This is a genomic window from Mesorhizobium sp. Root552 (genome assembly GCF_001427285.1).
In the GTDB taxonomy this organism is placed as follows: domain Bacteria; phylum Pseudomonadota; class Alphaproteobacteria; order Rhizobiales; family Rhizobiaceae; genus Mesorhizobium.
The window spans coordinates 386,690-406,010 of sequence record NZ_LMFV01000012.1; the positions used below are offsets into that span (position 1 = coordinate 386,690).

Genomic DNA, 19,321 nt, shown 5'->3' on the forward strand with positions numbered 1-19,321 from the left:
CTTTCAGGAAATAAAGTAGAGCGGCAAAGGAAAACCGTAAAACGGCGATCTGATGCATCTTCTGTTTGAACTTAACCCGTTGTTTGCGCTTCGGGTCTAAGGGTTTCGTCACGGAACCGGTGGAAGATGCGTCTAGAGTGGATACTAGCCTGTTCATAGCGTTGCTCAATCCGGCAATCGCGCTCGTGCTGGCGGCGGCATTCCTCGCGCTCTGGTTCTATCTGCGGCAGTACCATCTGGCGCTCATGGCCGGCGGCTATGGCCTTTCGGCGGTCGGCTTTGTCCTGCAATCCTTCGCCCTGCCGTTGGGCTTCGACCTTGCCAGGGCCATTGCAGGCGGCACCTTTTCGCTGGCGGTCTGCCTTGTCGGCGCTGCTGTCATCCTGCGTTTCGGCCGCGTGCGCACCCTTCCGGTGGTCGCCGCTCTGGCCACCTTCGGCTTTGTCGCGCAGCTGTGGTTCATGTTCGTCGATCCGGACATGACCAAGCGCATCCTGTCGCTCAATTTCGCCTTCGGTGCGGTTTGCCTCGTCATTGCTGCCGATCTCTGGCCAAGCCGGGCGCGCAGCATGGCCGAATATTTCCTGTTCGGCATAGCGGTGCTTACGGCGCTCAACTTCATCGCCCGGCCACTGGTCATCCTTGCCATCTATGGCCCGGTCGCCAGTCCCGAAGCCTTCTTCACCTCGATCTACTGGCGCTCGGCAATGCTGTCGCATGCGCTGTTTGCTCTCCTCATCTCGCTTTGCGTGTTTGCCGCCGCTGCCCTCGACATGGTTTCGGGCTTGACGCACGTATCGCAGACAGATGCCTTGTCGGGCCTTCTCAACCGGCGCGGCTTTGACCTCTCCGCACAGCGCCTTCTCGACCAGTGCGCTGAGGCCGGTTGCCCGGTCACGCTGGTTCTCGCCGATCTCGATCACTTCAAATCGATCAACGACCGCTACGGCCACGCCACCGGCGACCGCGTCATCGCAACCTTTGCCGACAAGCTGCAGGCTGCCGCCTCCGGTGCGCGCGGCGTTGCCGGGCGCATCGGAGGCGAGGAGTTCGCCGTACTGCTGCCATGGGCGGACCTTGCCGCCGCGCGTTTGCTCGCCGAAGCGGTCCGCGTGCTGTTTTCGAACGGGGACATGGTGGGCTTTCCGCCGGGGCTGCGGGTAACCGCCAGCTTCGGGGTCACGGGCAGGGCCGGCAGCGAGCATCTCGCGGCCTTGATGCTCAGGGCCGACGAGGCGCTCTACAAGGCCAAGCAGAATGGCCGCAACAGCGTGCGCATGTCCTACGAGAGGCCGTCGGAGTATCAACCGGGCGAGATTTCACTGGCGTCTTATCCACGCTGATCGCGTGGACGTTAATATGTTCTTCGTGCCTCCGTGATTGTTTGGATAGGGGCGCATGAGAACGGAAATGACGAGCGCAACCTTCATCCTTGCCATCAATCTGTTCGCAGCAGCGCTTCTGGCAGCATCCTTTCTGACACTCGCCGCACTCGGTGCGCGGCGTAGTGCTGCGCATTGGCTGGCCTTCAGCTATGTCATCGGCGTGGGCTATCTGCTCATCGAAGCCAGCATTCCGGCGTTCACCGAACCCCGCCTTCCGGTCACCGCGGCGTTTGCCGTTTTCCTGGCCGCGACCATCGCGCTCAATATCGGGCTTGCCCACAACTACGATGTGGCGGCGCCACGCCTCGCCATGCTGCTCTTTCTCATCGTCGCCAGCCTTGTGGTCTATCTGGTGCAGGATATGCCGAGGCAGGCGCTCGGCCGCATGATGGCGTACCAATTGCCCTACGCCGCGATGCAACTCGTGGCGCTCGGCATCGTGTGGTCATCGAAGCGGCGGCAATCCGTGCTCGACCGATTGCTCTTGATTGTGCTCGGCCTCAGCGCGCTGCAGTTCGCGAGCAAGCCGTTCCTCGCCCATGCTCTCGGCGGATGGGGAGCAAACCCGCAAAGCTATCTGCAAAGCAATTACGCAATGGTCTCCCAGACGATGGGCACCATATTTGCCCTGGCGGTTGCCTTGCTCCTGCTCGGCATATTGATGCGCGACACGCTTGCGGAAGCTGCCTTGAAATCCGAGGTTGATGCCCTGTCGCGACTGCTCAATCGCGGTGGCTTCCAGGCTCGCGCCGGCATCGCGCTGCGCTCGGCCCGCAAGCAGGGTGTGCCGGTGTCGCTCGTCTTGGCCGATCTCGATCATTTCAAAGCCATCAACGACAATTTCGGACACGCATCGGGCGACCGCGTCATCGAGGTGTTTGCCGGCTTCCTGCGCGATACGGTTGCGCGCAATCATGTCGTCGGGCGCATCGGCGGCGAAGAATTCGCCATCCTTTTGCCGGGCACCAACCTGACGTCGGCGCGGCTCTTCGCCGAGGGCATACGCAGCGCCTTCAGCGCCTTGCCGATAGACGGCCTGCCGAAGGATCATCGCTGCACGGCAAGCTTCGGCGTCTCCGAATTCCAGCCGGAAGAAGGCCTGGCCGATCTTATGCGCAGGGCGGACGATGCCCTCTATGGCGCCAAGAAGGCCGGGCGCGATCAGGTCAAGGTGTCGGGCAGCCCGCTTGGCCTCGTCAAATCATCGACAAGCCCATCGAACGGGCCGTCCGGCTTGAACTTCAACGGCAAGGGCTGAGTTCCGGCATCTCGCCATCCGAGAGGCCGTACATATAGCTGCGTCCCTTGACGAACACAGGCGTGCGATAGCAATCCGCCCACGGTCCGGCATCCCGGTTGAAGTAGATCACCTTGGGCTTGCCGGCCTGTTCCGTATAGCCGGCCATCTTCTTCGCCATATGGCCTTCGCCGACGAGAATGCGCTTGTAGCCGGCGGCGCTGTCGATGACGAGATTGCCGAATGAATCGGAATAGACGCGGTCCTGGTGGCGCGACCATGCAGATGCCGGCGCGGCATAGCCGACGGCAAGCAGGGAAAGCACTGCGAGGCTGGATAAGCCAAGGCTCGAACGCATGTTGTTGCTCCGTGTGTGAGGCAAGCCTCCTCGAATCACGAGATTAACGATTTCTTAACCATTGTTAATAGACTGCACCGCATCCGGGCCCGCCATCGGCAAACATGGTTAACGGCCAAACACGCAAAGCTCTGCACAGATTTGCCACCCTCTTGATCGTTGGGGTGTCGGGCAGCTAGTTTCGCGCTCTGGAGGAAAATGTATGGCGTTTCGCCTCACGGCTTCGGTGGCGATCATCCTGCTGCCGGTCTTCGTCTGTACAGCGTGCGTTTCCAGCCCCGGCGGGAAGGGTGTCGCAACCGCGCTTGATACAGGGTTTGGCGACGGTTCTTCGGCAATGTCGATCGTTGCGGACGAGGAAACCTCGCAGCCCGGCACGGCGACCTACAATTGTGCCGACGGCGGCATGATGACCATCCAGAATCTTGGCACGTCCGTGCGTATCCTGGGGCCGGACGGCGTCGCCGAGGAATTGCCGGCCTCGCCTTCGAATCAGCGCAGCCGCTACGGCCAGGCGCATGACGCAATCGTGCTTGACGGACGTGAAGCGCTGGTGGTGAAGGCCGGCCAGACGCCGCTGCCTTGCACGCGTTGATAAAATTCCCTATAGTTAAATATGTTTCCTGATGAGATAATTGACCACTTCAATCGTTTGAAGCGCAAATATGTGATTTCATCAGACTAAATTATGAATCGGAAACGGTTTTCTGACTTTGACGCGGTGCAAAAAGCGTTCTAGAAACCGCCATCCAAAGTCGCATTCGGAAACTGCGGTAGCGCTTTCAAACCGCATGATCCGGTGCTGAACGGGGGAGCCATGAGCAGATCACCAGCCACCCGAGACAGGCCGCTATCGCCGCATCTGACGATCTACCGGCCTCCCATCACCATGACCATGTCGATCGTGCACCGAATTACCGGCGGCGCGCTCTATTTCGGCACGCTGCTCGTGGCCTGGTGGCTGACTGCCGCGGTCGGGCCGCAGGCCTATTTTGATTTCGTCAACGGCATTTTTGGCTCGCTCATCGGACGATTGGTCCTGTTCGGCTACACCTGGGCACTGATGCACCACATGCTGGGCGGCATCCGCCATCTGGTCTGGGATACCGGCGCAGGTCTCGAAAAGCACACGGCGTCCAAGATCGCCTGGGCGACGCTGGTCGGCTCCGTCGTGCTCACGCTCGCGATCTGGATCGTCGGCTATCTCGTAAGGGGGGCCTGACCATGAGCGCTGGCAAAAACGATATGCGCACGCCTTTGGGCAAGGTGCGCGGACTGGGCTCGGCACGCGAGGGTACCCAGCATTTCTGGCGGCAACGCCTCACGGCGATCGCCAACATTCCGCTGACGCTGGCCTTCGTCGGCCTACTCATCTGCCTGAATGGCGCAAGCTACGAGGACGTGCGGGCAACGCTTGCCAATCCGGCTGTGGCGCTGGTCATGATCCTGATGCTGCTCTCGGGCCTCTACCACATGCGGCTCGGCATGCAGGTCGTCATTGAGGACTATGTGCATGGCGAAGGCAGCAAGCTCGCGCTTCTGGCACTCAATACATTCTTCACAATAGCGGTTGGCGTGGTTTCTATCTTCGCTCTGCTCAAGCTGTCATTCGGAGGCTGAGCCTTGGCCAAGGACGCAAAAACAACAAGCGCGGCTTCGGCCTACACCTATGTCGATCACCAGTTCGACGTCGTCGTCGTCGGCGCCGGCGGGTCTGGTCTCAGGGCAACGCTCGGCATGGCCGAGCAGGGCCTGAAGACGGCCTGCATCACCAAGGTTTTCCCGACCCGCTCGCACACGGTCGCGGCGCAGGGCGGCATCGCCGCATCCTTGAAAAACATGGGGCCGGATCACTGGCACTGGCATCTCTACGATACCGTCAAGGGCTCGGACTGGCTGGGCGACACCGATGCGATGGAATATCTGGCGCGCGAAGCGCCCGCCGCCGTCTATGAACTCGAGCACTACGGCGTGCCGTTCTCGCGCACCGAAGAAGGCAAGATCTACCAGCGGCCGTTCGGCGGCCACATGCAGAATTTCGGCGACGGTCCGCCGGTGCAGCGCACCTGCGCTGCCGCTGACCGTACCGGCCATGCCATCCTGCACACGCTCTATGGCCAGTCGCTGAAGCACCACGCCCAGTTCTTCATCGAGTATTTCGCGCTCGACCTCATCATGGACGAGGACGGCACCTGCACCGGCGTCGTCGCCTGGAACCTCGATGACGGCACCATCCATCGCTTTTCGGCGAAGATGGTGGTGCTGGCGACGGGCGGGTATGGACGCGCCTACTTCTCCGCCACCTCCGCTCACACCTGCACCGGCGACGGCGGCGGCATGGCGGCGCGTGCCGGTCTGCCCTTGCAGGATATGGAGTTCGTGCAGTTCCACCCGACCGGCATCTATGGCGCCGGCTGCCTGATCACCGAGGGCGCGCGCGGCGAGGGCGGTTATCTTGTCAATTCCGAAGGCGAACGCTTCATGGAGCGTTACGCGCCGTCGGCCAAGGACCTCGCTTCCCGCGACGTGGTTTCGCGCTGCATGACGATGGAAATCCGCGAGGGGCGCGGCGTCGGCAAGAACAAGGATCACATTTTCCTGCACCTCGACCACCTCGATCCGGCGGTGCTTGCCGAACGGCTGCCCGGCATTTCGGAATCGGCCAAGATTTTTGCCGGCGTCGATCTGACCAAGGAGCCGATCCCGGTCCTGCCAACGGTCCACTATAACATGGGCGGCGTGCCGACCAATTACTGGGGCGAAGTGCTGAACCCGACGGCAAAGCAGCCTGACAAGGTTTCGCCCGGCCTGATGGCTGTCGGCGAGGCGGGCTGCGCCTCCGTTCACGGTGCCAACCGGCTGGGGTCGAACTCGCTGATCGATCTCGTCGTGTTTGGCCGCGCCGCCGCAATCCGCGCCGGCCAGGTCATCGACCGCAAGTCGGCCGTGCCGTCGCTCAACATGGCTTCCGTCGACAAGATCATGGACCGCTTCGACCGGCTGCGCCACGCCAATGGCGGCACGCCGACCGCCGTCATTCGCGAGCGGATGCAAAAGGCCATGCAGGAAGACGCCGCCGTGTTCCGCACCCAGGAATCGCTCGAAAACGGTTGCGAGCGCATCAGCGCGATCTGGCATGAGCTCAGGGACATCAAGGTTTTCGACCGCTCGATGATCTGGAACTCCGATCTGGTCGAGACGCTTGAACTGGAAAACCTGATGGCCAATGCCATTGCCACCGTCTATGGCGCGGAAGCGCGCAAGGAAAGCCGTGGCGCACATGCGCGCGAAGACTTTTCCGCTCGCGATGACGCCAACTGGCGCAAGCACACGCTTGCCCATGTCAGCGACGAAGGCAAGGTTACGCTGACCTATCGGCCGGTTCACACCGATCCGCAGATCAAGCCGGAAGACGGCGGGATCGACCCGAAGAAGATCGCGCCCAAGGCGCGGGTGTATTGAGGACCTGACACAAATGGTCGAACTCGCACTCCCCAAGAACTCGCAGATCAGGCAGGGCAAGACCTGGCCGAAGCCGGAAGGCGCCACGAACCTGCGCGAGTACCGCATCTATCGCTGGTCGCCGGACGATGGCGAGAACCCGAGCATCGACACCTATTTCGTCGATATGGACGATTGCGGGCCGATGGTGCTGGACGCTCTGCTCTACATCAAGAACAAGATCGACCCGACGCTGACGCTGCGCCGCTCCTGCCGTGAAGGCATTTGCGGCTCGTGCGCCATGAACATCGATGGCTCCAACACGCTTGCCTGCACCAAGGGTTGCGACGACATTTCCGGTGCGATCAAGATTTACCCGCTGCCGCATATGCAGGTCGTCAAGGATCTCGTTCCCGACCTGAATAACTTCTATGCGCAACACGCGTCGATCGAGCCGTGGCTCAAGACAGTGTCGCCGGAGCCTGCGAAGGAATGGCTGCAGAGCCACGAAGACCGCGAGAAACTCGACGGCCTCTACGAGTGCATCCTGTGCGCCTGCTGCTCGACGGCCTGCCCGAGCTACTGGTGGAACGGCGACCGCTATCTTGGGCCTGCGGTGCTGTTGCAGGCCTATCGCTGGCTCATCGATTCCCGCGACGAGGCGACCGGCGAGCGGCTCGACAATCTCGAAGACCCGTTCCGGCTCTACCGCTGCCACACCATCATGAACTGCGCGCAGACCTGCCCCAAGGGCTTGAACCCGGCAAAGGCGATTGCCGAGATCAAGAAGCTGATGGTCGAGAGAAGGGTCTGACCCTTCTCAGCCTTGGCTCAACCTTCAAGCGAATCCCTGTCTGGGCGCTGGCAGGGGGTGGAAAGGCCAGAAAGCCTGCGCCAGCGCACAGCAGCAGAACCAAACCCTGGACGGCGGCAAAGGGCGGCTCGGAGCCGGTTGGCGCATAGGCGTTCAGGGCCGGAACCCTCAGGAAAAGCTGCACCACCAGCACGAACAGGTTGAAGTAAAGCGATATCACGGCGGTGACGACATAGACGCCGCGCCAGCCGTTCTCCATCCGCTTTAGGTAACGCGCCGCAAGGCACAAGGCCATCACGGCCGTGCCGATGATGCCGACGCCGATCGCAGGTGTAAAACCTTTGAACGGGAACGCGAAACCTGTCAGGTTCGTCAACAAAGTGGTGGCCAGGAAGATTGCCGTCAGCGTGCTCATGCGCCTGGATGAAAAAAGGCCCCAGACGACGACTAGACCGGTGACAATGCCTATGATGCTGATCAGGACATGAAATGTCTGTAGTGTCGAAACGCCGAAGAACATCGTATCCCTCCATACCCGTTCGATCCACGGGCGAAGCAAACACCCGGTTCGCCAAACAGTAAATAGCTGCCGTGACTGACAAAAAATGACCGACAACGATCCACTCATCCTCAATCCGGCCGAAGCACGCGTGCTCGGGTCGCTGATCGAAAAGAAAGAGCTTACGCCGGACGTCTATCCGCTTTCGCTCAATGCAGCTCATGCGGCGGCGAACCAGAAGACGGCGCGCGAGCCGGTGATGGCGCTGGAGCAGACGGAGGTCCAGCGGGCGCTCAAGCTGCTGGAACAGAAGGGTCTCGTGCGCCAGGTCTTCGGCTCGCGCGTCGAACGCTACGAGCATCAGCTTGCCCAGCGTTTTTCGCTGACGACATCGCAGATTGCGCTGGTCGGGCTGCTTCTGCTGCGCGGTCCGCAGACGGCCTACGAACTTTTGGCGCGCAGCGAACGGATGGCGCGCTTCTCGTCGATTGAGGACTTGCGCGACAATCTCGACCTGTTGATCGGGCGCAGGCCGCCGCTGGTGCAGCAACTCGACCGCGCGCCGGGCCAGCGCGAGGAGCGCTTCGTCCACCTTCTGTGCGGACCGGTTGACGCGAGCGCCTTTGCCGTGCCGGCAGCCGCGACAGGGCACGCGTCGGACCTCGAAGCCCGCATCGCCGCGCTTGAGGAACAGGTGGCGCAACTGGGCGCGCGCCTCGACGCGCTGAGCGGCGAAGGCCACTAGCCGTCCGCCCAACCGGCATCCTTGCCTTGCATAAAAAATCCCGGAGCCGCGACGGCTGCCGGGATTTTTTAGTTTTCATCCGTGCCGTCTTGCCGGCAGGATCATGCCCACTCGTCAGGCGAGCTTGGCGTCGAGCGTGATCTTGATGGCGCCGAGCGCCCTCGATACGGGGCATTCACCCTTGGCCTTTTCCGCCAGTTCCTTGAACTTGGCCGTGTCGATGCCGGGCACGGTTCCGACGACCGTCAACGCGCTGCCGGTGATGCCGGTGCCGGGCGTCAGCGTCACCACCGCGGTTGCATCGAGCTTGTCGGCCGGCGTGCCGTTCTCGGCCAGGAAGTGGGAAAACTGCATCGCAAAGCAGCCGGCATGGGCAGCCGCGATCAGCTCTTCCGGGTTGGTGCCGGTCTTGCCGCTTTCGTCTTCGAAGCGGCCCTTGAAGGAATAGGGCTGCTTGCTGAACACGCCGCTTTGCAGGTCGAGGGTGCCAGCGCCCTCCTTCAGATTGCCTTTCCAGACGGCTTTTGCGTGACGATCCATGATAGTCTCCTTGGTTAAGCGGCCAAAAGGGGCCAGCAGGCTTCTATGAACGATAGTGCAGGGCGTTGTTGATGCAAGGCAAACAACAAGCGCGCGAGGCTCCTACTGGCAGACGTCCACCCATTCGGCGTTGGCAAGCGCCGCCATCCGCTCCGGTGCGAGCCGAACCGCCGCATTGGTAGCGCCCGCTGCCGGCACCACTTCGTCGAAGGAGCGCAGCGAGGCATCGCAGTAGACAGGCAGCGGCGCGGGCAGTCCGAACGGGCAGACGCCGCCGACCGGATGGCTGGTCGCTTCCACGACCTGATCGGCCTCCAGCATTCGCGCCTTCGCGCCGAAGCGGTCGCGGAACTTGCGGTTGTCGATGCGCGCCATGCCGCCCGCCACCACCAGCATGATCTGGTCGCCGGCGCGCAGGCAGATCGTCTTGGCGATCTGCGCCGGCTCGACGCCATGCGCCTCGGCGGCAAGCGCCACCGTGGCCGAGCTTTCCTCGGTGACGATGACTTTTATGTCGGGAGCGTGGGTGGCGAAAAAAGCGCGAACGGAATCAAGGCTCATGGCACGTCGTATAACAATCAAATTTGGAAAAGCGAACGCCTTTCAGGTTCAGATGGCCTCGCCCTTCAACAGGCGGGGTGTTCCCGCCGCAAGACCGGAAGCCTGCCGGATGAAGAACTCCTTGAGGCGGGGCAGGCGCTCGACGATGCCAAGGCCGATGTCGCGCACCGTGCGGACGGGAGCGATATCGTTGGAGAACAGCCGGTTCAGCACGTCCGTGGTGACGCCCATCTGCACGGTGTCGAAGCGCCGCCACTGCTGGTAGCGCTCCAGGACGTCGAGCGCGCCGATGTCCTGTCCAAGCCGGTCGGCTTCCACGACCACCTCGGCAAGTGCCGCGACATCCTTGAAGCCGAGGTTGAGGCCTTGTCCGGCGATCGGGTGGATGCCGTGCGCGGCATCGCCGGCCAGCGCAACGCGCGGGGCGACGAAGGCGCGGGCGAGCGTCAGGCCGAGCGGCCACGCGCGCGGCTTGGTCTCCACCTTGATCTCGCCAAGCTTCAGGCCGAAGCGCCGCTCCAGTTCCGCCTCGAAGACGAGATCGTCGCCGTTCACCAGCTTGTCGGCATCTTCGGTGCGCTCCACCCACACCAGCGACGAGCGGTTGCCCTTGAGCGGCAAGGTGGCGAACGGACCTGCGGGCAGGAAATGCTCTTCGGCGAGGCCATTGTGCGGCCTCTCATGCGCCACGGTGCAGACGATGCCCGACTGGCCGTAGCTCCAGTTGACCGTCTTGATGCCGGCAAGGTCGCGCAGCTTCGACTTCACGCCGTCGGCTGCGACCAGCAGGCGCGCCCTCAGGGCCGCTCCATCGGCAAGATGCACGGTGACGCCAGCGCCATCCGCATCGAAGCCCTGCACGCCGACGCCCTCGATGATGTCGATGCCAAGTTCGCCGGCGCGCTTGCGCAAGGCGCCGTTGAGGTCGCGGTTAGCGACCATGTGGGCAAAGGGTTCGCCGGGCGCGACCTCGCCGTCGAAAGTCAGGAACACGGGCCGCACCGGGTCGGCGGTGCGCGAATCGGTGATCACCATTTCGGTGATGGCCTGGGCTTCGGGCGCGATGTCGTCCCACACGCTAAGACGGTCGAGCATGCGGCAGGCGGCGGCGGCGATGGCCGAGGCGCGGCCGTCCTTTTGCCACACGCCGGCCGGCGCGGCATCGACGACGGCGACGGAAAGGCTCGGCCTCGCCTGCTTCAGCGACACGGCCGCGGCAAGACCGACATAGCCCGCGCCAGCCACCAGCACATCCAGTCTGGACTGGCCTTTATCCTCGGCTTTGCGTTCAGCCATTGCCAAAACCTTTCGTGTTGCCGGCGGCAGCATATGCAGCCTTGACGCGCTGCCATTCCTGTCCGACACCGGCCCGGACACTTCCGGAAAGGGTGCGATCATGACGGCAGCCATGGACGAGCTTCTGAGCATACTCGACCTCGAGCGGCTGGAACACAACCTGTTCCGTGGTCGCAGCCCGCAAACCGACTGGCAGCGCGTCTTCGGCGGCCAGACCATCGCGCAGGCCCTTGTGGCCGCCCAGCGCACGGTTGAACCCAACCGGCACGTCCACTCGCTGCATGGCTACTTCATGCGCCCCGGCGATACCAAGGTGCCGATCGTCTACGAGGTCGACCGCATCCGCGACGGAACCTCTTTTACCACGCGGCGCGTGGTGGCGATCCAGCACGGCCATGCCATCTTTTCGCTGGAAGCCTCGTTCCAGCAGGACGAGTTGGGCCTCGAGCACCAGATCCCGATGCCTCTCGACGTTCCGGCGCCTGACACGCTTCTGTCGCAGCCGGAACTGATCGGAAAGTTCGGCGAGGCGGTGCCCGAAGGCATTCGCCGCTACTGGGAGCGCGACCGGCCCATCGAGATGAAGCCGGTCATGCTCAAGCACTACACCAGCCGCGAAAAGCTGGAGCCGAAGCAAAACATCTGGATACGCACCAGCGGCCCCGTTCCGGCAGATCGCGCCATGCAGACGGCGGTGCTTGCCTATCTGTCGGACATGACATTGCTCGACACCTCGACCTTCGCGCACGGCCGCGCCATCTTCGACCGCGACATCCAGGCCGCCAGCCTCGACCATGCCATGTGGTTCCACCGGCCGCACGCGCTCGACGACTGGATGCTCTATTCGCAGGACAGCCCCTCCACGCAAGGGTCGCGCGGCTTTACGCGCGGCTCGCTGTTTGCCCGGGACGGCACGCTGGTAGCTTCGGTGGCGCAGGAAGGCCTGATCCGGCTCAAGAGATAAGCACACTTATTAGGCAATTATTTTTCATTGCTTACTAATTAAGCAAATCGGATTGCCGCGCGCCCGAAATGTTGCGGCGCATTATGAAGATAATATCGTAAAATCAGTATCTTGACCTCCATGTCCCTCGATTGGCACGGAGCTTGATTGTTCGTGGATGTTCTGCGGTCCCAAGCGGGATGGGCAGGGCCACGTGCAACGCGGGGACCCGCACAAGCAAAGGGCAAGACCTGATGAAAATCGTGATGGCTGTCATCAAGCCGTTCAAGCTCGACGAGGTGCGCGAGGCGCTCACCGCCATTGGCGTACAAGGGCTGACCGTCACCGAAGTCAAAGGCTACGGGCGTCAGAAAGGGCACACGGAAATCTACCGCGGCGCGGAATACGCGGTGAGTTTCCTGCCGAAACTCAAGATCGAGGTCGCGGTGGACAGCGACGTTGCCGACAAGGCCGTCGAGGCCATCCGCAACGCCGCCAAGACCGGCCAGATCGGCGACGGCAAGATCTTCGTCTTCGGCATCGACCAGGCCGTGCGCATCCGCACCGGCGAAACAGACACCGACGCGCTCTGAGAGGCCAGTCGACATGCAAATGGAGAAATCAATGAGAATTCCTTCCAATCTCAAGCGGGCGGGATTGCTGGCGCCGCTCGCTCTTTCGGCTTTCGGGTCCGTTGCCGCCTTCGCACAGGAAGCAGCGCCCGCCGCAGCCGAAGCTGCCGCTCCGGTGCCGGCACTCAACAGCGGCGACACCACCTGGATGATGCTTTCGACCATCCTCGTCCTGTTCATGGCGCTGCCCGGCCTTGCGCTGTTCTACGGTGGCCTGGTCCGCTCGAAGAACGTGCTGTCCATCCTCATGCAATGCACCATGATCACGGCGGTGGTCATCGTCGTCTGGGTTCTGTGGGGCTACTCCTTCGCCTTCGGCGGCGGCACCAGCCCGTATTGGGGCGGGCTCGGCAAGGTCTTCCTCGCCGGCGTCACGCGGGAATCGGAGACCGGCACCATTCCGGAATTCGTGTTCATCTGCTTCCAGATGACCTTTGCCGCCATCACGCCGGCCCTCATCATCGGCGCGTTCGCCGAGCGGGTGAAGTTTTCCGCCGTGTTGCTGTTCGTCGTGTTGTGGGTCAGCCTGGTCTACTTCCCCATCGCGCATATGGTTTGGGACGCCAACGGCCTCATCTTCGGCTGGGGCGCGCTCGACTTTGCCGGCGGCACCGTCGTCCATATCAACGCCGGCATCGCCGCGCTGGTCGGCGCGCTTTTGATCGGCAAGCGCCACGGCTACGGGCGTGACAACATGGCTCCGCACTCGATGCCCTTCACCATGATCGGCGCCTCGATCCTGTGGGTGGGCTGGTTCGGCTTCAATGCCGGTTCGGCGTTGGCCGCCAACGGCACGGCAGCGCTCGCCATGATCAACACCTTCACGGCAACGGCAGGCGCGGCCATCGCATGGGCGATCGTTGAAACAGTCGCACGCGGCAAGGCTTCGATGCTCGGCGCTGCCTCCGGCGTCATTGCCGGTCTGGTGGCGGTGACGCCTGCGGCGGGCTTCGTCGGCCCGGTCGGCGCCATCGTGCTCGGTGCCATCGCCTCCGTCGTCTGCTACTATTTCGTCGCAACGGTGAAGCTCAAGCTTGGCTACGACGACGCGCTCGACGTGTTCGGCGTGCACGGCATCGGCGGCATCGTCGGCGCGATCGGCACCGGCATCTTCGCCTCGGCTTCGCTCGGCGGCGTCGGCTACGCCGAAGGCATCACAATGGCCAGCCAGGTGTGGACGCAGATCCTCGCCGTTCTGGTCACGGTCGTGTGGTGCGGCGTCGTGTCGGCGATCCTCTACAAGCTCGTCGACCTGGTTGTCGGCTTGCGGCCCACGGCTGAAACCGAATCGCAGGGCCTCGACATCACCTCGCACGGAGAAGTGGCCTACCATTCCTGACCCCAAAAAGGCGGCCTGACCGGCCGCCTCCATTCCACCCGCCACGGTTATCCATTCCGTGACAGGACTTTTGGCCCGGACATGTTCCGGGCCTCTTTTTTGTTTCGGGAGCACCGGGACATTCAACAAAAACGCGAACAGCTTCGGATTGGCCGGGGGGATTCGCCTCTTGCGTGCAGGGCGCAACGGGAAGAAGTTGCGTGCCATTGGGCGAGGGAGCGCCAACGGGCACGAGTGACAGGTCCTGACCTTAAGTGCCTGACCTGCTGGTGAGGTCGATTTAACTCAATTGATTCAGACGGATGCCGGATTTCGGCAGTTTGTCGTCCACCATCCGGCGCGGTTCGCTGTCGCAATGAGGAGCGAGAGGAGGAGCAGCAATGCTCGAAGCTTATTTCAAGTTGAAGGAGGAAGGTTCGTCCGTCCGTACCGAAGTTATCGCGGGCGTCACAACCTTCCTGACCATGTCCTATATCATCTTCGTCAACCCGGAGATCCTGTCCACCACGGGCATGGACCGCAATGCCGTGTTCGTCGCAACCGCCTCGCGGCAGCGCTCGGCTCGTTCATCATGGCCATGCTGGCGCGCTGGCCGATCGGCATGGCGCCCGGCATGGGCCTCAACGCCTTCTTCGCCTTTACCGTGGTCGGGGCCATGGGCTTCACCTGGCAGCAGGCGCTCGGCGCGGTCTTCATTTCCGGCGTCATCTTCCTGATCCTGACCGTGACCGGGGTGCGCAGCTGGCTGATCGCGGGCATTCCGCATTCCATGCGCAGCGCCATTGCCGCCGGTATCGGCCTGTTCCTCGCCATCATCGCGCTCAAGAGTTCCGAGATCGTCGTCGACAATCCGGCGACCCTGGTCGGGCTGGGCGATGTGACCAAGACCGGGCCGCTGCTGGCTATCCTCGGCTTCTTCATCATCGCGGCGCTCGACGCACTTAAAGTGCGCGGTGCTATCCTGCTCGGCATCCTGATCATCACCGTCCTGTCGATGGTGCTCGGCGTCACCCAGTTCGGTGGCATCATTTCCATGCCGCCTTCGATCGCGCCAACCTTTTTGCAACTCGACATCGTCGGTGCGATGCACAGCGGTCTGGTGCACGTCATCCTCGTTTTCGTGCTGGTCGAAGTGTTCGACGCCACCGGCACGCTGATCGGCGTCGCCAAGCGAGCCAAGCTCATCGAGGAGGGCAAGCCAAACCGGCTCGGCCGCGCTTTGCTGGCGGACAGCACGGCGATCGTCGCCGGCTCGCTGCTCGGCACGTCGAGCACGACCGCCTATGTCGAAAGCGCCTCCGGCGTTCAGGCCGGCGGCCGCACGGGCCTGACCGCGCTGGTGATCGCGCTCCTGTTTCTGGCGGCACTTTTCTTCTCGCCGCTGGCTGGCTCGGTTCCCGTCTATGCAACGGCGCCGGCACTGCTTTACGTCGCCTGCCTGATGATGCGCGAACTGGTCGAGGTCGAGTGGGAAGAGATCACCGAGGCAGCGCCTGCCGCGCTGACGGCGCTGATGATGCCGTTCACCTATTCCATCGCCAACGGCCTTGCCTTCGGCTTCATCAGCTACGCCATCTTGAAGACGGCGACGGGCCGCGCCCGCGACGTTCATCCGGCAACCTGGCTGGTTGCCGCGCTGTTCGTCATCCGCTTTGCGATGGTCAGCGAATAGACTTGCTGCGAGAACTGGCCCGGATTTTTCCGGGCCAGCTTTTTTGTCTCCTGCCTGCCGAAACCGCGCCGGTGTCTGACCGCGCGAATGTTCGGTTCCCGCCCTGTCGATAAGGGTTGGAGCGCCCGTCTTTTCCGTGATAGGGCACGCCCGGAACAGAGGGCATGATGCAGCCGGAGAAAATCACCCAAGCCATCCGCAAGGCGATCGTCGATCGGGATGCCCGGTCTCCTGCCGAACGCGAGAAGATTTACGCCGCCGCCCGGATCGCCGTTGGCAGGCAGATGAATGGCGGGGCAAACGCTGCCGTCATCGAAGCTGCGATAAGCGCCATCGAAGCATCCTTTGCGCCCAAGCCTGAGAAAAAGCCCTCCATTTTCGCCCTTGGCCCCGCGATCAGGAACTCCTTGCCGCCAATCGGTATCGGTGTGTTGTTCGGGGCGTTGATGGTCTCGGCGGTATGGGCGCTCATGCCCGCATCACAGGACGGAAATCAGGTTTTGGAGAGCCTGGAACGTAGATACAACGAGACGCTTCCCCAGGTTCCCGTCGCTGTCGACTTTCTGCGCAAGGTTTCCGATTCCGTCATCGCTATGCAGAAGTCGGACCGCGCGGGTCTTGAGGCCAAGGCTGCCAAGACCTTCATTCAACTGCGCAAACTCGACCCGGAACTGGCGGCGCAGATGCCTGCCTCGCTGCCGCGAGGCAGCTCGGTCATCGTTCGGGCGAACGCGTTCGACTTCAAGATCCTGTTCAACTGGACTTTGTGCGGGGCGGTGCAGATGACGCACCCGGCCATGGTCGATGGCGTCCGCACCAAGGCGGATGTCCTCGGCTGCCCTTATTTCGGTCTTTGGACACCCGCCGCGGCGAACTGGTAGCCAGGCACCTGCCTGCCGAACTCAGCGGACAATGCCACGGCAGGCCCAGGCGACATTGGCAAACGACCTCGGGCCATCCGGCCTGCCCGCTTCATAGGCGTCGCGCATCGCCGCGTCGATGCGCGCGCGCTCGGCATCATCCAGCGTGGTCATGTATTTGCCCAGCGGGCCTTCGCCGGCGGCGATCGGCGCCCAGTAGTCGTCGAAGTTGCTGTAGTCCATGCGGACCATCAGTTCGGTTTCCGTAACATCCGACAGCCCTTGCTCCATAAAGGTCCGCTTCATTTCGCCCGGCTGCATCATCGGCTGGAAGCAGTAGCGGGCGCGCAGCTGCCGCCCGCCTTCGCCGAGCGCCGCTACCGTGTCCACCATCATGCGCATGCCGGGCATGCCGCCAAGGTGATCCCACACCACGGCTGCCACGACGCCGCCCGGACGCACGACGCGGCGCATCTCGGCGACGGCCTTGCCGGCATCCGGCACGAAATGCAGCACAAGCAGCGCCATGGCGCGATCGAACATGCCGTCATCGAAAGGCAGGGCGCAGGCATCGGCCTGGCTGATCTTCACGCGCGGGTCGGTGTTGCGCTGCCGCGCGGCCTCGACAAAGACAGGCGAGAAATCGATTGCCGTGATCTCTTCGAGGTCGGGAGACGCGGCCAGTGCGAAAGTCAGGCTGCCGGTGCCGCAGCCGACGTCGAGAACCCTTTCGCCCTTGGCAAGTCCGGCAAATTTGATGAACGGGGATGCGAGTTTCCGGCTCCAGCGACCCATCAACTGGTCGTAGCCCGTCGCATCATGAACGTTGAAGCTTGACGGCATCGGAAGGCCCCCTGGAATGGAGCATATCAGGAACTCGTCGATCCTAGACCCCGGCCGCATGCTTGCCAAGCTGGCGTAATAAGCCGCGCAATGGCTACATGGTTAATGCAGCCTTAAAACCAAGTGTTTGAAATCGTTGAGGGACGTTACCGGGGTTTGACGAAACGGGCAGGGCGCTCCATCTATTCCAAGCGGCGGACCTGAGAGGGGACGCCTGGCCGGCGCAGGTTTCCTCCCACCAAGACGCGAACCGCGTCGGCCATCCACTGAGGACCCGAGATGTCAGACCACGTATTGCCTCAACAGAAGATGCCCAAGCTCATTGTCGTCATGGCGTTCGACAAGGACGATGACGGCAACCTGTTCACCGCCTTCGGTCCCGCCGACCAGAGGACGGAGGAGCGCGCCGTCACGCTGGCGCGCTCACTTGCCGACAAGCATGCCGGTGTGATTGCATGGAGCCGTGACGCCAATCCCGATCTTGGGGAATATGGAGCGCCGACCACGCTGTACACGGCTGGCGATGTACCGGACATGGAATAGCCGTCACAGGTCGAACAGGTCATCCCTGAGTGGGTCTAGTATATCGGGCGTGTTGTTCACCGGCTTACCGACCTTGCTGCCAACCTTCCACATGGTCACGAGCTCATCGGGAAACGGCTTCATGAGGTCTGCCGATCGGGATCGAACAACCAGCGGTCATAGTCTTCCGGCTTCAGGATGACGGGCATCCTGTCATGGATATCGGCAATCATCCGGTTCGGTTCACAGGTGATTACGGCGAACGTCTTGATGACCTCTCTTGTGGTCGGATGCACCCACTCATCGTGGATGGCAGCCAGGGCAAACGGCGCGCCCGACTTCATCGCAATGGCATAGGGCTGTTTGTTCTTGCCGGTGCCGTGAATGTCCTTCCACTCGAAAAAGCCGTCGATGGGCATGAGCGCCCGTCCAGTGCGGTATGCCGAGCGGAACGAGGGCAGCACCTTGATCGTCTCTGCCTTGGCATTGATCGGCTGTCTTCCGCCACTCTCATCCGTAACCCATCGCGGGATGAGGCCCCAGCGCGCCTTTACGAATGCGCTGGATCGCCTCTCAATCTCATCGACAACGATGATGGGGTACATCTGTCGGGGAGCGCCATTCCAGCGTGGAAACTGGTTCTCCAGCCCAGCCGCGCCCGAAGGATCGGCAAAGGAGAACTTTGCAACCATGTCGGCAAGCGACCGTTTGACATGAACACGTCCGCACATAAGCTGGACGATAGGCATCCAAGACGTCCAGGCTGCAACGNGCCGCGCCCGAAGGATCGGCAAAGGAGAACTTTGCAACCATGTCGGCAAGCGACCGTTTGACATGAACACGTCCGCACATAAGCTGGACGATAGGCATCCAAGAGGCCCGTTGCAATGACCGCCATCGACCCGCCACGCAATCAGGACGATTATCCTGACAGGGATGTTGATTGCGAACAGGCTCTTGAACCAGCGTTGCATGTTCTYCTGGCTGATGCCTACGCCTGCGGCTGGTCGCCTGCAGAAGTACGTCGAGCAATGCGCAAACTGCTGTTGGCCCATCGGATGACTGACGTAGAGAACGCCAAGGTCGAGGCCGCATTGGCGATCCTGCGCGCAGCGGAACGTGCCCGGACGCGCTGACAGCAGAAACAAAAAAAACCCGCCCAGCCGAAGCCGAGCGGGCGTATGCTTTTAGCGGTCAGGGCGAATGACCGAATTTCTATCTTGCTGCCGCGTCCGGCAGACTGTCAACAGTTTGCGCCGCGAACATCATCACCGGATTTGCTGTTCTATCCCCGCCTGCTTCTGCGGTGTGATGGCGTCGATCTTCTGGCCAAGGACTTCAACCTTCGTGGATAGCCCGTTCACGCGGTCGCTCACACCATCAATCTTCGTTCCGAGGGTCTGGAGATAGGCGTCAACGCGCTGGTTCGTCTGAAGAAGCCCCTGCTCYACAATTCCCATTCTGTAGGGGAGGTTCTGGAGCGGCTTTAACTGATCACCAATCTGATCCAGGCTCTTGTCCACCGYAGCTGATCTGGTTTGGCGGTTTTCCTCGATCTTATCGACCTTGGACGCCAAGCCCTGCACATACATGGCAACGACAATGCCCACCGCGACGATAGACGCCACCGAGGG

The 19,321-nt window shown here is 62.3% G+C and carries 21 protein-coding genes and 2 pseudogenes; 15 read left to right on the forward strand and 8 right to left on the reverse strand.

The annotated features are described in order from the left end of the window. Window positions 1-137 precede the first annotated feature (137 nt). Window positions 138-1,343 carry a sensor domain-containing diguanylate cyclase gene (locus ASD50_RS08175; RefSeq protein WP_056238643.1) on the forward strand — a complete coding sequence of 402 codons (1,206 nt, stop codon included), beginning with the start codon at window positions 138-140 and terminating at the stop codon, window positions 1,341-1,343. Window positions 1,344-1,410: 67 nt separating this feature from the next. Beyond that, the gene (locus ASD50_RS08180; RefSeq protein WP_056238648.1) at window positions 1,411-2,643 is read left to right on the forward strand and encodes a sensor domain-containing diguanylate cyclase; all 1,233 of its coding nucleotides are present in this window, start codon (window positions 1,411-1,413) and stop codon (window positions 2,641-2,643) included. Here the strand turns inward: ASD50_RS08180 and ASD50_RS08185 are convergent. Then, window positions 2,627-2,980, reverse strand: a complete 354-nt coding sequence (locus ASD50_RS08185; protein WP_056238649.1) for a hypothetical protein — start codon at window positions 2,978-2,980, stop codon at window positions 2,627-2,629. The genes ASD50_RS08180 and ASD50_RS08185 overlap by 17 nt on opposite strands. Window positions 2,981-3,182: 202 nt before the next feature. On the opposite strand from ASD50_RS08185, the gene ASD50_RS08190 reads away from it, so the two are divergent. From ASD50_RS08190 to ASD50_RS08210, 5 genes are all read left to right on the forward strand, one after another. Then, a complete protein-coding gene (locus ASD50_RS08190) occupies window positions 3,183-3,575 on the forward strand; it encodes a hypothetical protein (RefSeq protein WP_056238654.1) in 393 nt (130 codons plus the stop codon). A gap of 222 nt (window positions 3,576-3,797) precedes the next feature. Continuing rightward, window positions 3,798-4,202 (forward strand): succinate dehydrogenase, cytochrome b556 subunit, encoded by a 405-nt coding sequence (gene sdhC / locus ASD50_RS08195; protein WP_056238658.1) that lies wholly within the window; start codon window positions 3,798-3,800, stop codon window positions 4,200-4,202. 2 nt (window positions 4,203-4,204) lie between these two features. Beyond that, window positions 4,205-4,600: a succinate dehydrogenase, hydrophobic membrane anchor protein gene (sdhD, locus tag ASD50_RS08200; protein WP_056238659.1), complete on the forward strand. Its 396-nt coding sequence runs from the start codon at window positions 4,205-4,207 to the stop codon at window positions 4,598-4,600. A 3-nt stretch (window positions 4,601-4,603) separates the two neighbouring features. After that, entirely contained in the window at window positions 4,604-6,442 is a 1,839-nt protein-coding gene (gene sdhA, locus ASD50_RS08205; protein WP_056238665.1) for a succinate dehydrogenase flavoprotein subunit, read from the forward strand. Window positions 6,443-6,455: 13 nt separating this feature from the next. After that, window positions 6,456-7,235 carry a succinate dehydrogenase iron-sulfur subunit gene (locus ASD50_RS08210; protein ID WP_056238668.1) on the forward strand — a complete coding sequence of 260 codons (780 nt, stop codon included), beginning with the start codon at window positions 6,456-6,458 and terminating at the stop codon, window positions 7,233-7,235. On the opposite strand, the gene ASD50_RS08215 is transcribed toward ASD50_RS08210, so the two are convergent. Beyond that, window positions 7,204-7,851, reverse strand: a complete 648-nt coding sequence (locus ASD50_RS08215) for a hypothetical protein (RefSeq protein ID WP_244484456.1) — start codon at window positions 7,849-7,851, stop codon at window positions 7,204-7,206. The genes ASD50_RS08210 and ASD50_RS08215 overlap by 32 nt on opposite strands. Between ASD50_RS08215 and ASD50_RS08220 the strand changes: the two genes are divergently transcribed. Further along, window positions 7,841-8,479, forward strand: coding sequence for a YceH family protein (locus ASD50_RS08220; protein WP_056238670.1), 639 nt, complete (start codon window positions 7,841-7,843; stop codon window positions 8,477-8,479). The genes ASD50_RS08215 and ASD50_RS08220 overlap by 11 nt on opposite strands. A gap of 114 nt (window positions 8,480-8,593) precedes the next feature. Here the strand turns inward: ASD50_RS08220 and ASD50_RS08225 are convergent, their stop codons facing one another. The 3 genes from ASD50_RS08225 to ASD50_RS08235 all read right to left on the reverse strand — a co-directional run bounded on the left by ASD50_RS08225 (window position 8,594) and on the right by ASD50_RS08235 (window position 10,876). Then, window positions 8,594-9,019, reverse strand: a complete 426-nt coding sequence (locus tag ASD50_RS08225) for an OsmC family protein (RefSeq protein ID WP_056238676.1) — start codon at window positions 9,017-9,019, stop codon at window positions 8,594-8,596. Window positions 9,020-9,121: 102 nt separating this feature from the next. Beyond that, window positions 9,122-9,580 (reverse strand): YbaK/EbsC family protein, encoded by a 459-nt coding sequence (locus ASD50_RS08230; RefSeq protein WP_056238679.1) that lies wholly within the window; start codon window positions 9,578-9,580, stop codon window positions 9,122-9,124. Between the two features lie 48 nt (window positions 9,581-9,628). Beyond that, window positions 9,629-10,876, reverse strand: a complete 1,248-nt coding sequence (locus ASD50_RS08235; RefSeq protein ID WP_056238844.1) for a ubiquinone biosynthesis hydroxylase — start codon at window positions 10,874-10,876, stop codon at window positions 9,629-9,631. Window positions 10,877-10,976: 100 nt separating this feature from the next. On the opposite strand from ASD50_RS08235, the gene tesB reads away from it, so the two are divergent. From tesB to ASD50_RS08260, 5 genes and pseudogenes are all read left to right on the forward strand, one after another. Further along, on the forward strand, window positions 10,977-11,840 hold the full coding sequence (gene tesB / locus ASD50_RS08240) for an acyl-CoA thioesterase II (protein ID WP_056238682.1): 864 nt from the start codon (window positions 10,977-10,979) through the stop codon (window positions 11,838-11,840). Window positions 11,841-12,073: 233 nt separating this feature from the next. After that, window positions 12,074-12,412, forward strand: a complete 339-nt coding sequence (locus ASD50_RS08245) for a P-II family nitrogen regulator (RefSeq protein WP_056238845.1) — start codon at window positions 12,074-12,076, stop codon at window positions 12,410-12,412. A 31-nt stretch (window positions 12,413-12,443) separates the two neighbouring features. Then, the gene (locus ASD50_RS08250) at window positions 12,444-13,790 is read left to right on the forward strand and encodes an ammonium transporter (protein WP_056238685.1); all 1,347 of its coding nucleotides are present in this window, start codon (window positions 12,444-12,446) and stop codon (window positions 13,788-13,790) included. A 380-nt stretch (window positions 13,791-14,170) separates the two neighbouring features. Further along, window positions 14,171-15,462: pseudogene (locus ASD50_RS08255) on the forward strand (NCS2 family permease). Between the two features lie 164 nt (window positions 15,463-15,626). Beyond that, window positions 15,627-16,343, forward strand: coding sequence for a hypothetical protein (locus ASD50_RS08260; protein ID WP_056238687.1), 717 nt, complete (start codon window positions 15,627-15,629; stop codon window positions 16,341-16,343). A 21-nt stretch (window positions 16,344-16,364) separates the two neighbouring features. Here ASD50_RS08260 and ASD50_RS08265 read toward each other — a convergent pair whose 3' ends face one another. Beyond that, entirely contained in the window at window positions 16,365-17,165 is an 801-nt protein-coding gene (locus tag ASD50_RS08265) for a class I SAM-dependent methyltransferase (RefSeq protein ID WP_056238690.1), read from the reverse strand. A gap of 279 nt (window positions 17,166-17,444) precedes the next feature. Here ASD50_RS08265 and ASD50_RS08270 point away from each other — a divergent pair, with 279 nt between their 5' ends. Next, complete coding sequence (locus ASD50_RS08270) at window positions 17,445-17,708, forward strand: hypothetical protein (RefSeq protein ID WP_056238694.1); 264 nt, start codon at window positions 17,445-17,447, stop codon at window positions 17,706-17,708. A 3-nt stretch (window positions 17,709-17,711) separates the two neighbouring features. Here ASD50_RS08270 and ASD50_RS08275 read toward each other — a convergent pair. Continuing rightward, window positions 17,712-18,418, reverse strand: a pseudogene (locus tag ASD50_RS08275) (SOS response-associated peptidase). A 156-nt stretch (window positions 18,419-18,574) separates the two neighbouring features. Here ASD50_RS08275 and ASD50_RS08280 point away from each other — a divergent pair. Continuing rightward, window positions 18,575-18,823 (forward strand): hypothetical protein, encoded by a 249-nt coding sequence (locus ASD50_RS08280; protein ID WP_056238696.1) that lies wholly within the window; start codon window positions 18,575-18,577, stop codon window positions 18,821-18,823. A 132-nt stretch (window positions 18,824-18,955) separates the two neighbouring features. On the opposite strand, the gene ASD50_RS23380 is transcribed toward ASD50_RS08280, so the two are convergent. Further along, a partial coding sequence (locus ASD50_RS23380) for a hypothetical protein (RefSeq protein WP_162251992.1) occupies window positions 18,956-19,321 on the reverse strand: 366 nt, incomplete at its 5' end.